This window comes from Mesorhizobium sp. KACC 23794 (genome assembly GCF_052180275.1).
GTDB lineage: Bacteria > Pseudomonadota > Alphaproteobacteria > Rhizobiales > Rhizobiaceae > Kumtagia.
The window spans coordinates 758,495-776,399 of record NZ_CP197465.1 but is presented as its reverse complement, the minus strand read 5'-3'; the positions used below and the strand labels follow the sequence as shown (position 1 = coordinate 776,399).

The following is a 17,905-nucleotide window of genomic DNA, read 5'->3' as shown; positions in this document are numbered from 1 at the left end:
GTCGCCGGGTCTGATCCGGCGACGACTTTCCGCGCGGCCCGCCCTACTGTTTGAGGATCAGTCCCCAGTTCTTGTTGACTTGGTCGACGAAGCCCGAAGTCTTCTTCAGATAGACCCAGTTGTTTAGGAAGTGAATCCACTGACTGTCCTCGATACGCACCAGGAAGGTCATCGGCAGCGCATTGCGGGACTGCTCGGTGAGAATCATGACGAGATCATCATGTGTCTGTTGCAACGCGGATGCCTCGATCATCGTCGAGATCGTGTAGTCGACACGCCCCGCGAGTACTTCCTGCCAACCCGAGCCCGGCGCCTCGACACTCTTTACTTGCGCCTGCGGCAGTTCATTCCTGATGAAGTCCTCCATCGTCGTTCCGAGCGTCACGCCGGCTGTGCGCTCGCCATTGTTCAGGTCGTCCCAGGATTTGTACTTGTCGACATTTTCCTTGCGCACGATCGGCACGAAGGCGTTCATGCCCCAGCTATCGATCATCCCGACCGTCTTGGCGCGCGCGATGCTCATCGATGTGCCGCTCATCGCGATGTCGTACTTGTCGGCCTGCAGCCCGTTGATCATCGTCTTCCAGTCGGTGGCGACGAGCTCCAGTTTGACGCCGAGATCTTTGGCCAGTTCGTTCGCGAGATCGACCTGCTGTCCGATGAACTCCTGGGTCTTGGGATCCCTGTAGGTCATCGGCTGGTAGTCACCGGTCATACCGACCCGCAGCACGCCACTGCTTGGCACCTTAAACAGACGCGAGGTTCCGGCGTCCTGAGCCTGGGCGATGGACGATATCCCCAGCATGGATAGCATCAGCAACGAGGCTGAAAGGAAGTACTTGAATACCGACATTTTCGTTTGTTCCCCTGGTTTGATAGTCATTTGCGGGCGCTGTTGAGGTGCCGGCGTGACCCTAGGTTGCGGCATACGCGTGCTCGCCCACAGCCATGCGCCGCTCAAGGCGCCGCACCAGCCAGGAGGCGACCAGGATGAGGGCCAGATATTCGAGAACGAGGAAGCTGTAGATTTCGAGCGGGCGGTATTCCGTGACAATCAGCTCATTTGCCCGCCGCGTCAGTTCCGTGAGCCCGATCACCGACAGCAGCGAAGATGTTTTGAGCATGTAGACAAACTGGTTTCCGAGCGGCGGGAGCACACGCCGTATCGCCTGCGGCATGATGATGTAGCGCATCTTGTCGAACGTATTCAGCCCCAAAGCGCTGGCCGCCTCATGCTGCCCCTTATCGACGGACTGGATACCGGCGCGGAAGATCTCCGCCTCGAATGCGCTGTCGCACAGCGCCAGCGCGATGACCCCGGCAGTGAAGGCGTTCAGGCTGATGCCAAAGACGATGGGAAGTCCGTAATAGGCCCAAAGCACCATGACGAGCATCGGCACGGAGCGCAGAACCTCTATGCAGATCCTGCTGGCTGTCCGCAGGAGCCGGTTCGGCGACAGGGCGGTCAGAGCCATTACCAGACCGAGGATCACCGACAGAAGGATGGCACATAATGCAACGGCCAAAGTGTAGCCAAGGCCGCTCGCCAGAAAAAACAGGTTCTCTCTGCCCTTTTCGAGGCTGGGAGAAATGACATACCAGCCCCACGTATAGCCGCTGCCGCAGCCGCTGAGCAGCATTGTCAGAAGAAGTAGGGCAGCGAATTTTTTCAAGCGTGGGAGCATCGCCGCTGCCTTCAATGGGAGAGAATCTGACTTAGAAAGAGCTTGGCGCGGTCGGTCTTCGGCGCGGCGAAGAAATCGGCCGATGGCGCCGCCTCGACGATCTCGCCATGGTCCATGAACACCATCTTGTCCGCGACCTGACGAGCAAAGCCCATTTCATGCGTGACGCAGATCATGGTCATGCCTTCGCGCGCCAGTTCGGCCATGACATCGAGCACCTCGCTGATCATCTCCGGATCAAGCGCGGAGGTGGGCTCATCAAACAGCAGAATCTTGGGCTTCATGCACAGCGCGCGGGCTATCGCCACGCGTTGCTGCTGGCCGCCGGAAAGCTGTGAAGGATAACGATCGGCCTTTTCCGCGATCCTCACCCGCGTCAGATACTGCATGGCCAGGTCGCGTGCTTCGGCCTTCGACGCCTTCCGTACGCGCATCGGGGCAAGTACCAGATTTTCCAGAACGGTCATGTGCGGAAACAGGTTGAAATGCTGGAAAACCATGCCGACTTCTCTTCGAATGGCGGCGAGATTGCGAACCTCGTCATTGAGCTCCATGCCCTCGACGAGGATTCTCCCGCCATCGTGCTTCTCCAGCCGGTTGATGCAGCGGATCATCGTGGACTTGCCGGACCCCGACGGGCCGCAAACGATCACCTTTTCGCCGCGACCGACCTCGAAGCAGATATTCTTCAGCGCATGAAACGTGCCGAACTGCTTGTCGACATTGCGCAGTTCCACCATCGGCGGCTGCGGAACGGAGCGGCTCATCATACAACCCCCATTTCGGAACGGGCGCCGGCGTGGCTGCGCCGTTCGCCACCCATCCATCCAAATCGCGAGAGCAAAGCAGCGGCATTGTTCGATCGGATGGCCTGCTTTTCGCCCTCGCTGATCGCCGCCCGCTCGATGGCTTCAAGGGCATCCTGTGCCTGAAAGATCGGATAATCGGTGCCGAGCATGATCCGGTCCGCGCCGATCGTCTTTACGGCAACTTCTAAAGCTCGTGGCCCCAGCGAGGCGCAATCGTAGTGGAGCAGACGCAGGCGTTCGCGCTCGAAAGGTTTATCCAGCGAGCGTGAGCGCGTGACCGCTTCGAGCCGCTCAACGACGAAAGGCAAGGTGCCGCCAAGATTGACCAGCTGCACCGCCACGTTGGGATGGTCATCGAGCAATGAGCTGAACAGCAAAGTCATGCCCATCTGCGAAATCGATGCCTGCAACGCTAGGACCGACGTCCGGTAGACCGAAGTGTCGGCAAACGGCTCCGGCGGCATGCCGCCGGGCGCCAGACCGGGATGCACCAGCAGCAGGCCCCCCAGATCGTCGGCGCAGCGGAACAACGGACGCAACTGCTCGGCGCGTTCGATCTCGAGAAAGAAATCACCTGGCAAGATCGCGCCGGGAAGCCCCAAGTCGATGCGAATGCGGCGGAACTCGGCCACCGCTGTCGGCATGTCGTCCAAGGGTAGACCGGCCAGACCGCAGAAGCGGCCGTTTGAATCCCGACAAATGGCCGCCAGATGATCATTAAAATGGCGGATCGGATCCGCCACTTCCGCGCTCGGCATAACGTCGATGCCGAGCGCGCCCGGGAAAGTCATCAGTTGGGTTCCGATGCCTGCCGCGTCGAGATAGGAAATACGCGCTTGCGGCTCGGTGTAGCCGGCCGACATGACTGTGCTCGCAGTCATGGCGTTCAACACATTGCGGCCTTGGGCGTCCAGGGCGACATAAGGTCTTGCGCGCCGTGTCCGCAGACTATCGACTAGCCCGCCGTAATAATGCGAGTGCATGTCGATCGCTGATTTATGCATCGCGAGTTGCCTGGGGTAACTGATGAAGTGCCGCCGTCGTTCGGCCTGCTTCGGCGAGCAGCCACTCACGAAAATTTCGAACCTTGGGAATTTTCAAGGCCTGCGGCGGGCAGACGAAGTAGTAGGCGTAGCCGGTGTCGATCGCAGGGCCGAACGGCTGCACGAGTTTGCCTTCCATCAAATCATCCAGCACCAGCGGCGAGCGACCAAGGCAGATGCCGAACCCGGCGATCGCAGCCTGTATCGAAAGGTTCGACTGGCTGTAGCGCCGCCCCCTCTCCGCCGAGATCTCTCGATACCCGGCAGCGTCCAGCCAGGAACGCCAGCCTGGCACGGTCTGTAGCAACGGCCAGATTTCGTCGTGGATCAGCGTGTGGCTGGCTAGGTCCGCGGGCTCCCTCAGCGGCGCGCGCTGCTTATCGGCATAGCTGGCCGCGCAGACCGGAAACATCTGCTCGCCGAACAGGCGATCGACGTGAAGACCGGGATAGTCGCCCGTACCGTAGCGCAGCGCCACCATGGCCCCGCCAGAGTCGAAATCGGCGAGGTTTGCCGTCGTCATGATGGACAGCTCGACACCGGAGTTCGTCTCATCGAAATGGATCAGCCGGGGGAACAACCACTTAATCGCAAAGCCAGGCAGAATGCTGATCGTCAGAGCGGGTCCGGAATCGTTTCGGCGCACCGCGTTGATCGCGTCGGCGATCCGCGACAGGCCGTCCTGAATCGCCGAACCGAGAACCTCGCCACGCGCCAGCACCACCGTGCCGGTCGTGTCTCGCCGGAACAACACAACACCGAGAGCTTCCTCGACCAGGCGGATGTTATGGCTGACCGCACTCTGTGTCAGCCCTAGTTCGTTGGCTGCCCGGGTGACGCTGCCCAGCCGCGCCACGGCTTCTATGGCGCAGAGCGCGGACAAAGGCGGCAGACGTCTAAATCGCGGTGGCATCATGAGCGAAGTTGATAACTCGTCATAGGGCTACAATGGCAGATAGCTTGTAGTCTCTGAAATTTAGCGGTGTCTAGAATGAACCGCATTGGACCTCATGAAAGATGGTCATGAGCTAATGCGTCAAATTAGTACCCCTGAATTGCGTTTCTGCTGATAACAAGGAATTCACGCGGTTCGTTCGACAACGCGAACAATTCGACGTTCACAATGCGTTGGAAACGTCGACGCAAGAATGCGAACCTGCCAGACGTACATTCTAGAGTACCGAATTCCCATGTCCGCTTCCGGCACCCTTTCTTCCTCAGCCATCATCGAGCAGCCGGCGGACGACCCATTTTCGAAGGATGGCTGGCGTCGCAAAGCGCCAGGCGTCGTTGCTGCGGTAGTTGTGGCCGCGGCGGCCCTCTCACTGAAGCAGGTGCCCGGGTTCGGCGTGTTCAGTCCGGTGATCCTGGCTGTCGTCGTCGGCATCGTCTTCGCCAACGTCGTCGGTGTTTCGACGCGAACCAATGTCGGCATCGCGTTCTGTCAGCGCAGCCTTTTGCGTTTTGCGATCGTCCTGCTTGGCTTCCAGGTCACCATCGCTCAGACCGCATCCGTTGGCTTGACGGGGATTGCCGGCATCGCGCTGGTGGTCCTAGCGACCTTCGGGTTCACACTGGCCGTCGGCAAGATGTTGGGCGTGGAACGCAAATTGATCGAACTGATTGCAGCGGGCACGTCGATCTGCGGTGCTTCAGCGATCGTGGCCACCAACGCCGTGACGCGCGGACGCGACGAGGACGTGGCCTATGCGGTGGCGTCGGTGACGCTGTTCGGCACCGTCGCCATGCTTGCCTATCCTTTCTTGGCGCCGGTTTTCGGGCTCGACGCGCACGCCTATGGCCTGTGGGCCGGCGCCTCGATTCATGAGGTTGCGCAAGTTGTCGGCGCCGGCTTCCAGAATGGCCAGGAATCCGGCGAGATCGCCACCGTCGCAAAGCTTTCGCGGGTTGCCATGCTGGCGCCGGTGGTTCTGGCTCTCGGCCTGCTGGCGCGGCGCACCACCGGCAACAATCATGGATCAGCCCGGCCACCAATGCCGTGGTTCGTGTTCGCCTTCGTCGCCGTCGTCGCTTTCAATGCCGTAATGCCCCTGCCAGCCGAAGCGAAGACACTTCTCGGCACGATAACGACTATGCTGCTGTCGGTCGGCCTGGCCGCCATGGGGCTCAAGACCGACGTCTCCGATATCCGTTCGCGTGGCCTAAAGCCGCTCTGCCTTGCGCTTTCGGCGTTTGTCTTTATCGCCGCCCTTAGCCTGCTGCTGGTGCATCTGGCGGGCTGAGGATCTTTGGATCACATTGGGGCAGTTGCGCATCTTCGTCGCTGTTGCCGAACGCGAGCATGTAACGCGCGCCGCAAAGGATTTAAACCTGACGCAATCGGCAACCGGTGCGGCCGTGGCTGCCCCGGCATGCGACGCAACTTTTTGGGTTCTGTGGCAAAAAACATTCCAGTGTAGAATGAAATTCTCAAGCGTTTGAAAATCGCTGCTCAGAGAACCGACCTTGAGCTATTGAAATACCTGATCGAACGCTGATCTGGTCGCGCCAGCGTGTGAATGAGCCTTTGCCACGAAATAGTTTTCTACGTTTCGGGGTCTACAAAAAAGTTTGCGACAGAGCCGCTGAAACGGCTAAGGAAAATGGAAGCAGACATCAACCCCCGTTGGTGAGGGGTGACCGCTGGCGGACATTTTCGGACGCGCTTTGCCGTCAAGGGCAAAGTTTGCGTCGAATCCGGCGCAGGATGCCGCATCCCGTCCTCAAAACGCAAACGGCGGGCCGAAGCCCGCCGCCGACAATTTCGAGCCACCGAAACGGCGTCGTCACCAGATTTCGTAGCGAAGGCCGACGCGGATTTCGTGCTGCGAAAGATCGCTGTCCTTGCCCTTGATGCTCAGTCCGTCGCTGGCCCAGCTGAACATGTCGCCGTTGTCGATCTGCTTGTACCGGTAGCCGACGTCGACCTTCCAGTTGTTTGTCAGGTCATAGGCCGCGCCAGCCATGAGGGCGTAGGTGAAGCGCCAGTCGCTCTCGCCACCCATGCTGCTGGAGCCGACGAGCGAGTCCGGGCAGGCGGCACCGCCGTCGACACAGTAGTATTTCGACCCGAGGTCCGACCAGCTGACGTAGCTGAAACCGAGGCCGGCGCCGACATAGGGGGTGAAGCCCGCATAGGTGCCGAGGTCGACATAGCCGTTTGCCATGACGCTGATGGCGGACATGTCGGCGCTATCCGACGACCGGCAGCCCGTATCGTCGAACGCCGCGTCGGTGGAACAGGGAGACGCGCTGCTGGTGCTGCCGGAGAAATCGGAGCGGAAGCCGTCGATCGTCGCGTCGGCGCGGAACCATTCGTTGAACTGGTAGCCGACGCCACCGCCGAAGGTAAAATCATTGTCCAGCGATGCGCTGTCGAAGGAGTTGCTGCCGGAGGTCACGCCATTGGAGATGCTGTATGTGTATCGCCCGGTATCCTGCGAGACGATGTAGCCTATATCGCCGCGCAGGTACCATCCCGAGCCCACTTCGACGGGGACGAACTCTTCCGCCGCTTCCACGACCACAGGTGGGTCGTAGTCCGCAGCAGCCGCATGAGACAGTGGGAGCGCGGTTGCCGCGAGCAGCAAGGCGATGCGTCTGGCAAGGATCATGGTCAGGAAACTCCTCATACGACGAAGACGCCGACAGTTCATCCATCGCAGTCGAGAAGTATCATTAACCATAACGGTTAAATCACCGTTAAGGCTAACCGGAGGTTTACGCCGTGCCGCATCCAAATGGCGGAACGAGGCCGATTGGATGCGTCGCGCCTTGAGTTCCGGATTTTCGAAGACGCAAACAAAACCGCCCGGCGCGAGGCCGGGCGGTCGGGATCCTGAACGGGGTCGGGAGGCTACTGCTTGTAGACCGGCGGCGGTTCGTAGGCCACCGGGGCCGGGGCCACGCAGCCGTTGCTGCCGCTGAACTGGTAGCGCAGGCCGGCGCGCACTTCATGCGTGTTGAAGCCGTTGTCGTAGCCCGGGCCTCCACCATTCGCATAGCCGAACATCCTGCCGCCCTCGATACGCGAGAAGCGGTAGCCGACATCGAGCTTGGTCGTATCGGTCAGGCAGTAGGACACGCCGGCCATCGCGGCGTAGGCGAAGCGCCAATTGCCGTCGCCGTCATGCTCGGTTACGTCACCGTCGATGTCATTGGAAAGCTTGTCCCACTTGACGTAGGCGCCGCCGATACCGGCACCGACATAAGGCGTGAATCCGTTATATGTGCCGAGGTCGACATAGGCGTTGGCGAGCAGCAGGAAGGCCTCCACGGAAGAACTGTCTGAGGATGTGCAAGGTAAGTCGCCGCAGAAGCCGCTCGTGCTGCCGTCGAAGTCGGATTCGAAGAAATAGTCGCCAGTCAGGTCGACACGGAAATAATCGTTGACCTGGTAGCCGATACCGGCGCCGAGCGACATCGCACCCTTGAGGTCGCCATCAAGCGTACCGTTATTGCCGGGCGACCCCGTGATATAATCCGCGTCGCGGAAATCCATCCAGTGATAGTCGATGTCGCCACGGATATACCAGCCGCCGACATTCGGCGCGTCATAGACGACCTGCTCGGCCGGCGCCTCGATGACCGGCGGCTCGACATAGTCCGCAGCCAGCGCCGGCAATGCGACGCTGCTTGCGAGGACGGCCGCGAGGCCCGCAATTCCAAGTCTGAACATTTCGATACCCCACGTTCCTCGGGACCAGGCACTCGCCCGAAAGAGGTTGAACTCAACGTGGATAATGAAGGGGAAAGGTTAAAGTGCGCTTAACCCTGTTGCTTAACCATGATGCTGCTTTTGAAACACCGATCCGGCCCGAAAAACGGGCTGGATTAGTTGTATTATCGACATGCAAGGGTCGAGGAGGCGCAGGCCGGAATTGCAGGCATGTTGCGCACCGGAATCGATAATATGCGAAGACGGGATGACGCACGGCGCCATCCTGCCGGGCAGGCTTTTCTGCCTGCCCGCAACGTGCCGCGAAACTTTGCGAAGAGGGCGCGGGGTGGATCGCCCCGCGCGAAAACGGTCAGGCGGCCGAACGCAGGTCGGAGATCACGCCGACCAGATCGTTGACCACGGATTCGACCAGCTTGCGGTCGTCACCCTCGGCCATGACGCGGATCAGCGGTTCGGTGCCGGAAGGGCGGATCACCAGCCGGCCGGCCTTGCCGAGGCGGTCGCGCGCATCCTCGATCGCTGCCTTCACCGCGGTCGCCTCCAGCGGCTTGCCGCCGGAGACGCGGACATTTTTCAGAAGCTGCGGCACCGGCTCGAACTTCCGGCAAAGCTCGCTGACCGGCTTGTTGGAACGCTTGATGCAGGCAAGCACCTGCAGCGCCGAGACCAGCCCGTCGCCGGTGGTGGAGAAGTCGGACAGCACGATGTGTCCCGACTGCTCGCCGCCGACGTTGAAGCCATGCGCCCGCATATGCTCGACCACATAGCGGTCGCCCACCTGCGTGCGAAAAAGCTGGAGGTCGATGCCGGACAGGAAACGCTCGAGCCCGAGATTGGACATGATCGTGGCGACTACGCCGCCGCCGGCCAGCCGGCCGCTCTGCTGCCACGACTCGGCGATCAGCGCGATGATCTGGTCGCCGTCGACAACCGTGCCGTTCTCGTCGACGATGATCATGCGGTCGGCGTCGCCGTCCAGCGCGATGCCAATGTCGGCGCGCACTTCGTGGACCTTCTTGGCGAGGCTGGCCGGATGGGTCGAGCCGCAATCCTCGTTGATGTTGAAGCCGTTGGGCTCGTTGTTGATGGTGAAGACTTCGGCGCCGAGTTCCCAGAGCGCGGCGGGCGCCACCTTGTAGCCGGCGCCATGCGCGCAATCGATGACGATGCGCAGCCCGGCGAGCGACATGGAGCGCGGCAGGGTCCGCTTGGCGAACTCGATGTAGCGGTCATGCACGCCGTCGACACGCTTGGCCCGTCCCAGCCCGTCGGCATCGGCCAGCGCGATGTCGATGTCGCTGTCGAGCAGGCCTTCGATGCGCATCTCGATCTCGTCGGACAGCTTGTAGCCGTCCGGCCCGAACAGCTTTATGCCGTTGTCGTAGTAGGGGTTGTGGGAGGCCGAGATCATCACGCCGATGTCGGCGCGCAGCGAACGCGCCAGCATGGCGACGGCCGGCGTCGGGATAGGTCCGAGAAGGAAGACGTCCATGCCGGCCGCGCAGAAGCCCGCGACCATGGCGTTCTCGATCATATAACCGGACAGCCGCGTATCCTTGCCGAGCACGACACGATGTCGATGCTTGCCGCGCTGGAAGGAAAGGCCGGCGGCCATCCCCACCTTCATCGCGACTTCGGCGGTCATTGGATATTTGTTAGCGCGGCCACGGATCCCGTCCGTTCCGAAATACTTTCTCGTCATTCAGGTTGGTCCCTAAACAAACTCGATGACACAGCCTTGCCATAAATCGGGCAGCCGGACGGCATCACAAAGTGTGAGTATCTGTTACGAATCCCTTAGAAGTCATTTCAACAACTCGAATTCCGACTTCGTCCGACGACCCGCGATGACTTACGGCAGCTTGACGCCGCCCGCCCCTATCGAAAATTCGGCCCGCCGCGAAACTGGATGCAGGGCAGGCCAATAAACTGTTTTTATTTAATCTTTTGACGACACGAGGTTCGAAGCACCCGACCCACCAACTGGCAGGGATCGCGCGGCGGCGCATGCCCTTTCCCATAGAATAGCGATATCGCCCAAATGCCTTTCCCCGCGTGAGGATGGAATTGATCTTAGCACAATGTGGCATGTCCGTGGCAAGCGGCCATGATTCGGCCCCGTTCCACGATCCTGCGCCACGAAACAGCGCAAAACGGGCATACAGCCGTCGCCATTTGTCGGCCAAGCGAGCGGGAATGTTGCCGCCCTGCGCCATGAGTACGTCATATGTTGGCAAAGATCGCATGACAGAATCAGCAGTAACCGTGGCTCGACCGACAGTCACAGCCACGAAATCCACGGCGCGGAACCGCGGTTCGGTCGACTCCCGCGCAATTCACTGGCCCGGCGGGGCGTTGCGCGCTATGGATTGCGGGAGGAATATTATGAGCGATAGCAGGAGACGCGTTATGCTCATCAACCGACTGGCCGCCCTTTCCTGTCTTGCCGTCCTCGCCTGCTTCGTGGCCGGGCCGGCAAGCGCGCTGACCATGGCCGAGTGCAGCGCCAAGTACAACGCTGCCAAAGACGCCGGCACGCTCGGCACGATGAAGTGGAACGATTTCCGCAAGGCGGAATGCGGTAGCGACGCCAGCGCCGTCGCCGAGCCGGAACCTGCGAAGCCCGCGAAAAAGGCGGCTGCGTCGTCGGATGCCACGGACGAGACGGCAAAGGGCCTCACCATGGCCGAGTGCAGCGCCAAATATAATGCCGCGAAGGATGCCGGCACGTTGGGCGGCTTGAAGTGGAACGATTTCCGCAAGGCCGAATGCGGTCCGGGCGCCAGCGCAACGGCAGTGGCTGCGCCTGCGAAAGCGCCCAAGGCGGCGGCTTCCTCCGACGCCACGGACGAGGCGGCAAAGGGCCTGACAATGGCCGAGTGTAGCGCCAAGTATAACGCCGCCAAGGACGCCGGCACGCTCGGCGGCCTGAAGTGGAACGATTTCCGCAAGGCCGAATGCGGCCCCGGTGCCAGCACGACGGCAGCGGCGGCCCCTGCAAAGGCGACCAAGGCGACGGCTTCCTCCGATGCAACGGACGACACGGCGAAGGGCCTCACCATGGCCGAGTGCAGCGCCAAGTATAACGCCGCCAAGGATGCCGGCACGCTCGGCGGCCTGAAGTGGAACGATTTCCGCAAGGCCGAATGCGGCCCCGGCGCGAGCGCGACGGCAGCGGCGGTCCCTGCGAAGGCGGAGAAAGCGACCAAGGTCACTGCCACGGACACGGCCAAGGGCCTGACCATGGCCGAGTGCAGCGCCAAATACCAGGCGGCCAAGGCCGGCGGTTCGCTGAACGGCATGAAGTGGAACGATTTCCGCAAATCGTCCTGCGGGGCGAATGCCTCGGACGACGAGACGGTGCCGGCCGCCGACGAGGCCAGCTATACCAGTGAGCCGGACGCTCCGACCACGGTTGCTCCGCGCGGCCTTAAGTTCCCCACGGCGATGTCCCGCAAGTTTTCCAGCGAGACCCCCGGCAAGGCGCGCATGCACACCTGCCTGGAGCAGTATTACGCCAACAAGGACGCGGACTCGCTCGGCGGCATCCGCTGGATCCAGAAGGGCGGTGGTTATTACAGCCTCTGCAATGCCAAGCTTAAGGCCGCCTCCTGAGGCGGATCGGGCCTAGCCGAAAGAAGAACGCCGGCGAGGCAAAAGCCTCGCCGGCGTTTTTTTCGATACCGGCATTGTACCAGGGGTCATTTTCCTTGACCGTCCGCGCCGCCCCTCACTGTCCTGCTGGACAGCTCTCCCCCGTGAAACGGCTATTGGATACACGCATCTCAACACATCGACAGCAGACGAAGGGGTTGTCCATCCCATTGGCCGTCTCTGGCTTCCGCGATGCAGAGGCATAGATGATATCAAAATCCCGACAGGATGTTCGAAGCACAGGTGCCAGACTGTACGCGGATCGTGGAGCTGAGATGCGCGAATCCAATAGCCGTGAAGAACGGGGAGAGAGGATGCCGGCAGGCGGATGAGGGTGTAGTCTGCTTCCTGGACATCACGCCGGCCTCTGCCTGTTGCACATGCCCGGCTGGGACTTATCGCTGGCATCAACGAAAAACGCTGCGGCAAGCCGCAGCGTTTTCATTCTTGTGAATGCTCCACCGCCTAAGAGGCGGTGGCTTCGGGTTACGGCTCAAAGCCGGATCGGTCCGCCGTCGGCGGACGCGGCATTCACTCACGTCACGTTGAACTCGTCATCGGGCTCGGGTGGCATCTGGTTCTTAATGTACTCCATCCACATCTCGTCCGTGACGTTGCCGCTCGTCGTCACCCAATAGCCCCGCGCCCACAGATGCTGACCCCAGTAGCGCTTGTGCAATATCCCGAACTCACTCAGCAACTTGTGCGAACTGCGCCCTTTCAGGTGCTGCACGGCGCGCGATACAGACAGGCGCGGCGGGATCGACAACAGCATATGCACATGGTCACGGTTGATCGACCCGGCGTGAATGACCATCTCGTGCGCTCGCGCAGTCTCCCGTAGCAATTCTCGGCAGCGGTTGCCGACATCACCGCCAAGCACCGCGTAGCGGTACTTCGTCACCCACACCAGATGATACTTACAGTCCCAAGCTGTGTGGCTGCCACGCTTGTACGCTTCCATAAAGCCAATCTACACAGGATGCGACTCAATCCCAGCCGCCTAAAGGCGTGGGGTTTCCTGATCCCCTATCGGGGACTCTAAAAATGTCCCGCTCATCAAAAAGGTCTGCCCGGCCTTCCGGAATCGATCCGTGGAGGCGATCAGCTCGACGGCTGAGGCTCCATGCCGCCTTCGGGCTCCTCGCCGCCCTTCTTGCGCCTGCCGCCGCCGGTCGCGCCGGCCTTCGGCACGGCCGAGCCGCGGCTGGGCGGCGTGTCGTCGCCAAGGTCGCGCGACGGCTTCTGGCCGGCGATCAACTGCTTGATCTCGTCGCCGGACAGCGTCTCGTATTCGAGCAGGCCCTCGGCGATCGCGATCCACGCCTTCTTCTGCTTGGTGATGACCTGCGTGGCAAATGTGTAGGCCTCGTCGATCAGCCTGCGGACTTCCGCATCGATGATCTGCGCGGTCTCTTCCGAGACGTTCTGCGTGCGAGCGACGGAATGGCCGAGGAAAACCTCTTCCTGATTATCGCCATAGGCAACCCGCCCGAGCTTGTCCGAAAAGCCCCACTGCGTGACCATCGAGCGGGCGAGCTTGGTGGCCTGCTGAATGTCGGAAGATGCGCCGGAAGTGATGTTCTCCTTGCCGAACTTGACCTCTTCTGCCACCCGGCCGCCCATCATGATGGCGAGGCGCGAGACCATCCACTTGTAGCTGACCGAATAGCGGTCGCCTTCCGGCAACTGCATCACCATGCCCAGCGCGCGGCCGCGCGGGATGATCGTCGCCTTGTGCAGCGGATCGGCGGACGGCACATTGAGCGCTAGGATCGCATGGCCGGCCTCGTGATAGGCGGTCTTGGTCTTCTCCTCCTGCGTCATGGCCGAGGAGCGGCGCTCCGCGCCCATCATAATCTTGTCCTTGGCGTCCTCGAATTCGGCCATGGTGACCAGGCGCTTGTTGCGCCGCGCCGCCATCAACGCCGCCTCGTTGACGAGGTTCATCAAATCTGCGCCCGAGAAGCCGGGAGTCCCGCGCGCCACGACCTTGAGGTCGACATTCGGCGCCAGCGGCACGTTGCGCACGTGGACCTTGAGGATCTTCTCGCGGCCGATGATGTCGGGATTCGGCACCACGACCTGACGATCGAAGCGACCCGGACGCAGCAACGCCGGGTCCAGCACGTCAGGACGGTTGGTGGCGGCGATAAGGATGATCGACTCGTTGGATTCGAAGCCGTCCATCTCGACCAGCAACTGGTTCAGCGTCTGTTCGCGCTCGTCATTGCCGCCGCCGAGGCCGGCGCCACGATGACGGCCGACCGCGTCGATTTCGTCGATGAAGATGATGCAGGGCGCGTTCTTCTTGGCCTGATCGAACATGTCGCGGACGCGGCTGGCGCCGACGCCGACGAACATCTCGACGAAGTCCGAACCGGAAATGGTGAAGAACGGCACGTTCGCCTCGCCGGCGACCGAGCGTGCCAGCAAGGTCTTGCCAGTGCCGGGAGGGCCGACCAGCAGCACGCCGCGCGGAATCTTGCCGCCCAGCCGCTGGAATTTCTGCGGATCGCGCAGGAACTCGACGATCTCCTCCAGGTCCTGCTTGGCCTCGTCGACGCCGGCCACGTCCTGGAAGGTGATGCGGCCATGCGCCTCGGTCAGCAGCTTGGCCTTGGACTTGCCGAAGCCCATGGCGCGGCCGGAGCCGGACTGCATCTGGCGCATGAAGAATATCCAGACGCCAAGGATCAGGATCATCGGCAGCCAGTTCAGGAGAGTGCCGATAATGCTGCCAGAGCCGTCGTTCTCAGGACGGGCAGTAATGGTGACGCCCTTTTCCTCCAGCTTCGACACCAGCGTCGGGTCTCCGGGCGAATAGGTTTGGAAGCCGGCAGCATTGTCACTGTAGGAGCCGGTGATGCGGGGGCCGACGATGGTGACGGTCTTGATGCGGCCCGAGGACAGATCCTTCAGGAAGTCCGAATAGGCGACCTCAGAAGTAGCCCCCCGCGCCTGCGGCCCCCCGGTCTGGAAGAGATTGAACAGCGCGATAAGCAGTACAGCGATGATCGCCCACAGCGCGAGGTTGCGATAATTCGGATTCATCAGGCGTCCCGTTCACGCCCGACCTTGGGCATGCGTCCAGAGTGAGATGTGTTCCCGCGTAACATAGGGAGAGCAGGCCATATTGCCAAGCAAAACCCCTCCAAGCGGTTAAGCTTGCCTGACATTGTGACCGCTGCATGGCGGGTCGGAAATTGGAGACGCGCCGACCAGCGCCGAAACCGCGCGCACCAGCTCGATATCGAAGGAAGGGAGGAAGCGCGCATAGGGTCCGGCGACGGGAATGGCGGCCGGGCCGGGAGCGCTCCCGCCCGTCACCACCGGCCGTGCCGCAAGCGCGGCGCGCAGCGCCAGCGCCGGGGCGTTCCGGCTATCCTCGCCTTCGCGTGCAGCTTCATCCCCGGCTGCCGCGATGCTTGCTTCGGCCGATCCATCGGCCACGACACGGAACCGTCCGTCCCAGATCATGCCGCCGCGAACGGATTGCGGCGCGGGCAGGTCGCGCAGTTCGCGCGCCAGCCACACGCCGTCGCGGCGCGCCACCACGAGGCATCGCGACAAAGTGGCGCGGAAAGGCGGATTCGCCAGTTGCGCGAGCAGATGCTCCGTGCGCGCCTCGTCCGGAAGCTGCGCGCTGCCGCCGGCCACCGCCAGCAGCACGCGCAGGGCGATGATCGCGGCGGGCCGGTCATCGGCGGTGGCGAAGGCCGGATCGGCGAAGATCAGCCCAGGTTCGGCCTGCCGCACGAACTGCGAGACCAGCCGTGCCGCCGCGCCTCCGGTGTTCTTCCTGTTCTCCGCGGAAATGCGCGCCAGATCGAGAAGCGCCTCAACGTCCGACGTCGCGCCCTTCGGCCCGGCAAGTCCGGCCCGAACCCGCGCACGCTCGGAACGGCGATCGACATTGCTCGGATCGTCGATCCAGCCGGTCGAATTCGATTTCAGGAAGACGCGCAGCACCTCCCTTCGCGTTTCGAGAAGCGGCCGGACGATCCATGCTTTTCCGTCGAAGAGGGTGGCAGGCGCCATGCCGGCGAGCCCCATGCCGTCGCCGCGCTGCCGGCGCATGAAAACCGTTTCCGCCTGATCGTCGGCGGTATGCGCGGTGAAGACGGTATCGGTGCCTGCGTCGGTCGCGGCCTGCGCCAGCAAACGATACCGCGCCTCGCGCGCTGCGGCGGCAATGCCGGTGGCGGGTTTCGGGCCGCTCCAGCGGAGAGTGCGATGCTCGACGCCGAGCCGCGCGGCCAGTTGCGCGACGGCCTTGGCCTCGTCTGCGGATTCCGATCGCAAGCCGTGGTCGACCGTGACAGCGACGAGGCGCGGGGCGTTTGCCGTTCGCTTGATGAAATCCTTCAGCAGCAGAAGTAGGGCCGTCGAATCGCTGCCGCCCGAGACTGCCGCGACGATGGCCGGGCGATCCGTGGATACGCTTCTGGAAATGACATTGATCAATTCGCCCGGCGGTGTGGCGCCGGATGCATCGGGCTCTAGCACGCGGCGAGCGCCTGCTCCTGCTTAACGCGCTCCTTGAGCGCGGCGGAGATGTTCGGGTACCGCTTTCCAACCTCGCCAAAGGTCGCGCATGCGACCTCGCGCTGGTTCAGGCCGACCAGCGAGATGCCGAGCTTGAGCAGCATGTCGGGCGCCTTCTTGGCTTTCGGGTATTGCTTGCTGGCGCCCAGGAAGGTCTCGGCGGCGTCGCGATATTTCTTCTGGCCGAGCAGCGCCTCGCCCAGCCAGAAATGCGCATCGGCGGTACGCTCGTTCTGCGGGAAGCGCTCGATATGGTCGCGGAAACCGGTCTCGGCGGTCGAGTAGTCGCCGGACAGGATGAATTGGTACGAGTTCCGGTAGAGTTCTTCCGGATCGTCGGTCGGCGGCAGCGCCGCCACGATCGACCCACCGCCCTTCTTGGCAGCGGGCGCGTCGGTGACTCCGGTAGGCGCAGCACCGTTTGCCGGCGCGGGTTCGACAGAGCGAACATTGCCGTTCTTGTCGACCGTGATCGTCCCGAACGTCTTCTGGGGCGCGCCGCGATTGGGATCGGTGGCGTTGGTGGTGTCGTTGGCGATAACGCCCGCGACACTGTCCTCGGCGGGTTTGCCCTCTGCCGCCGGCGTATTGCCGGCGACAGCGCGGTTCGACTTGCCGGAAGCATCCGTCTTCTTCTCGAGTTCCTGGAAGCGGAACTCATTGTCCTCCTGCATCTTCCGGATCTGCTCCTGAAGCTGCAGGATCTGGAAGTTCAACTCTTCCATCGTGCCGTTGAGCGAGCGTATCTGCTCTTCCAGAGCCACCACGCGCGGATCAGAGGCTTGCGCCATCTGGTAGCTGCCGTCGGAGAGCGAGGCATCAAACACGCCGGGCAGGCCAGCGGCCGGGCGCTGCACGGCGACGCCATGATCGGAGGCGGCGACATCGCGCGCCTCGACGGTGGCAACCGAAAGGAACATCGCGGCAAGCGTGCCGCTCAGGATCGATCGAAAATACATGGGCGTCTCATGGCTGATAAAGGCTGCGGGTTCAGCGGGCCGCAGGAACGACGCAAAAACATTTCCGATGCGGCACGCATCGGCCTTTTATCAGGCCGCGAGACTTCGGCCAAATTTTGTTTCGTGCGGAAAGTCGTGACGAATCCGGCCGGAAGCAATCAATGCGCATCGATGGCCGGCAGGTCGAGATGCTGTTCGACCCGGCGCATGCGCGCCTAGAGTTCGGAAATCAGGATGCCGTGGCCGATGACGGAAGTGTGATATTCGACGACGGCGCGGCGCAGCGCGACGATCTGGTCGCCCAGTTCCTTGCGGGTTTTCTTGTCCTCGGCCTGCAAGGTCGCGATGTCGGATGCCCACGTCTGCCCGCAGTGAATGGATATCCGACTTGAGTTCCGATCTCAGTTCCGCGAGATCGCTCTTCGTCGCCATCTCTGAACGCATCTCGCCCATCTCGGCGCGTATGTCGCGCAGGATGCGAAGAATGAGACTGTCGGGTTCGTTGCTCATGTGGCTTTCATACCAC

General features: G+C 62.1%; 15 protein-coding genes and 1 pseudogene. 4 read left to right on the top strand and 12 right to left on the bottom strand.

Annotation, left to right across the window (positions count from 1 at the left end):
* Nucleotides 1-43 precede the first annotated feature (43 nt).
* From ACSBOB_RS03990 to ACSBOB_RS03970, 5 genes are all read right to left on the bottom strand, one after another.
* The gene (locus ACSBOB_RS03990; RefSeq protein ID WP_442581172.1) at nt 44-853 is read right to left on the bottom strand and encodes a transporter substrate-binding domain-containing protein; all 810 of its coding nucleotides are present in this window, start codon (nt 851-853) and stop codon (nt 44-46) included.
* Between the two features lie 61 nt (nt 854-914).
* The gene (locus ACSBOB_RS03985) at nt 915-1,673 is read right to left on the bottom strand and encodes an amino acid ABC transporter permease (RefSeq protein ID WP_442581171.1); all 759 of its coding nucleotides are present in this window, start codon (nt 1,671-1,673) and stop codon (nt 915-917) included.
* Nucleotides 1,674-1,696: 23 nt separating this feature from the next.
* Complete coding sequence (locus ACSBOB_RS03980) at nt 1,697-2,455, bottom strand: amino acid ABC transporter ATP-binding protein (RefSeq protein ID WP_442581170.1); 759 nt, start codon at nt 2,453-2,455, stop codon at nt 1,697-1,699.
* Nucleotides 2,452-3,477: an amidohydrolase family protein gene (locus ACSBOB_RS03975; protein ID WP_442583629.1), complete on the bottom strand. Its 1,026-nt coding sequence runs from the start codon at nt 3,475-3,477 to the stop codon at nt 2,452-2,454. The genes ACSBOB_RS03980 and ACSBOB_RS03975 overlap by 4 nt, the downstream gene beginning before the upstream one ends.
* A 13-nt stretch (nt 3,478-3,490) precedes the next feature.
* Nucleotides 3,491-4,420, bottom strand: coding sequence for a LysR substrate-binding domain-containing protein (locus ACSBOB_RS03970; RefSeq protein ID WP_442581169.1), 930 nt, complete (start codon nt 4,418-4,420; stop codon nt 3,491-3,493).
* 307 nt (nt 4,421-4,727) lie between these two features.
* Here ACSBOB_RS03970 and ACSBOB_RS03965 point away from each other — a divergent pair, with 307 nt between their 5' ends.
* Together ACSBOB_RS03965 and ACSBOB_RS03960 are read left to right on the top strand one after the other, a co-directional pair.
* Entirely contained in the window at nt 4,728-5,780 is a 1,053-nt protein-coding gene (locus tag ACSBOB_RS03965) for a YeiH family protein (RefSeq protein ID WP_442581168.1), read from the top strand.
* 10 nt (nt 5,781-5,790) lie between these two features.
* Nucleotides 5,791-5,904 (top strand): annotated as a pseudogene (locus ACSBOB_RS03960) (LysR family transcriptional regulator); the annotation flags it as partial.
* A 419-nt stretch (nt 5,905-6,323) separates the two neighbouring features.
* Here ACSBOB_RS03960 and ACSBOB_RS03955 read toward each other — a convergent pair.
* The 3 genes from ACSBOB_RS03955 to glmM form a co-directional block, all read right to left on the bottom strand.
* Nucleotides 6,324-7,151, bottom strand: a complete 828-nt coding sequence (locus tag ACSBOB_RS03955) for an outer membrane protein (protein WP_442581167.1) — start codon at nt 7,149-7,151, stop codon at nt 6,324-6,326.
* A gap of 242 nt (nt 7,152-7,393) precedes the next feature.
* Nucleotides 7,394-8,215, bottom strand: a complete 822-nt coding sequence (locus ACSBOB_RS03950; RefSeq protein ID WP_442581166.1) for an outer membrane protein — start codon at nt 8,213-8,215, stop codon at nt 7,394-7,396.
* 352 nt (nt 8,216-8,567) lie between these two features.
* On the bottom strand, nt 8,568-9,920 hold the full coding sequence (gene glmM / locus ACSBOB_RS03945) for a phosphoglucosamine mutase (RefSeq protein WP_442581165.1): 1,353 nt from the start codon (nt 9,918-9,920) through the stop codon (nt 8,568-8,570).
* Between the two features lie 1,169 nt (nt 9,921-11,089).
* Here glmM and ACSBOB_RS03940 point away from each other — a divergent pair.
* Nucleotides 11,090-11,833, top strand: a complete 744-nt coding sequence (locus tag ACSBOB_RS03940) for a hypothetical protein (RefSeq protein WP_442583628.1) — start codon at nt 11,090-11,092, stop codon at nt 11,831-11,833.
* A gap of 574 nt (nt 11,834-12,407) precedes the next feature.
* On the opposite strand, the gene tnpA is transcribed toward ACSBOB_RS03940, so the two are convergent.
* From tnpA to ybgF, 4 genes are all read right to left on the bottom strand, one after another.
* Complete coding sequence (tnpA, locus tag ACSBOB_RS03935) at nt 12,408-12,836, bottom strand: IS200/IS605 family transposase (protein WP_442577639.1); 429 nt, start codon at nt 12,834-12,836, stop codon at nt 12,408-12,410.
* Between the two features lie 140 nt (nt 12,837-12,976).
* Nucleotides 12,977-14,926, bottom strand: coding sequence for an ATP-dependent zinc metalloprotease FtsH (ftsH, locus tag ACSBOB_RS03930; protein ID WP_442581164.1), 1,950 nt, complete (start codon nt 14,924-14,926; stop codon nt 12,977-12,979).
* 108 nt (nt 14,927-15,034) lie between these two features.
* Nucleotides 15,035-16,381 (bottom strand): tRNA lysidine(34) synthetase TilS, encoded by a 1,347-nt coding sequence (gene tilS / locus ACSBOB_RS03925; RefSeq protein ID WP_442581163.1) that lies wholly within the window; start codon nt 16,379-16,381, stop codon nt 15,035-15,037.
* Complete coding sequence (gene ybgF / locus ACSBOB_RS03920; protein WP_442581162.1) at nt 16,375-17,379, bottom strand: tol-pal system protein YbgF; 1,005 nt, start codon at nt 17,377-17,379, stop codon at nt 16,375-16,377. The genes tilS and ybgF overlap by 7 nt, the downstream gene beginning before the upstream one ends.
* Before the next feature lie 161 nt (nt 17,380-17,540).
* Here ybgF and ACSBOB_RS03915 point away from each other — a divergent pair, with 161 nt between their 5' ends.
* Nucleotides 17,541-17,771 carry a hypothetical protein gene (locus ACSBOB_RS03915; RefSeq protein WP_442581161.1) on the top strand — a complete coding sequence of 77 codons (231 nt, stop codon included), beginning with the start codon at nt 17,541-17,543 and terminating at the stop codon, nt 17,769-17,771.
* The last annotated feature ends 134 nt before the right edge of the window (nt 17,772-17,905 follow it).

Coding starts and splice junctions, on each gene's coding strand:
- ACSBOB_RS03990 (WP_442581172.1), bottom strand. CDS start 853: ATGTCGGTATTCAAGTACTTCCTTTCAGCCTCGTTGCTGATGCTATCC.
- ACSBOB_RS03980 (WP_442581170.1), bottom strand. CDS start 2,455: ATGATGAGCCGCTCCGTTCCGCAGCCGCCGATGGTGGAACTGCGCAAT.
- ACSBOB_RS03975 (WP_442583629.1), bottom strand. CDS start 3,477: ATGCACTCGCATTATTACGGCGGGCTAGTCGATAGTCTGCGGACACGG.
- ACSBOB_RS03965 (WP_442581168.1), top strand. CDS start 4,728: ATGTCCGCTTCCGGCACCCTTTCTTCCTCAGCCATCATCGAGCAGCCG.
- ACSBOB_RS03955 (WP_442581167.1), bottom strand. CDS start 7,151: ATGATCCTTGCCAGACGCATCGCCTTGCTGCTCGCGGCAACCGCGCTC.
- ACSBOB_RS03950 (WP_442581166.1), bottom strand. CDS start 8,215: ATGTTCAGACTTGGAATTGCGGGCCTCGCGGCCGTCCTCGCAAGCAGC.
- glmM (WP_442581165.1), bottom strand. CDS start 9,920: ATGACGAGAAAGTATTTCGGAACGGACGGGATCCGTGGCCGCGCTAAC.
- ACSBOB_RS03940 (WP_442583628.1), top strand. CDS start 11,090: ATGGCCGAGTGTAGCGCCAAGTATAACGCCGCCAAGGACGCCGGCACG.
- tnpA (WP_442577639.1), bottom strand. CDS start 12,836: ATGGAAGCGTACAAGCGTGGCAGCCACACAGCTTGGGACTGTAAGTAT.
- ftsH (WP_442581164.1), bottom strand. CDS start 14,926: ATGAATCCGAATTATCGCAACCTCGCGCTGTGGGCGATCATCGCTGTA.
- ybgF (WP_442581162.1), bottom strand. CDS start 17,379: ATGTATTTTCGATCGATCCTGAGCGGCACGCTTGCCGCGATGTTCCTT.
- ACSBOB_RS03915 (WP_442581161.1), top strand. CDS start 17,541: ATGCGCATCGATGGCCGGCAGGTCGAGATGCTGTTCGACCCGGCGCAT.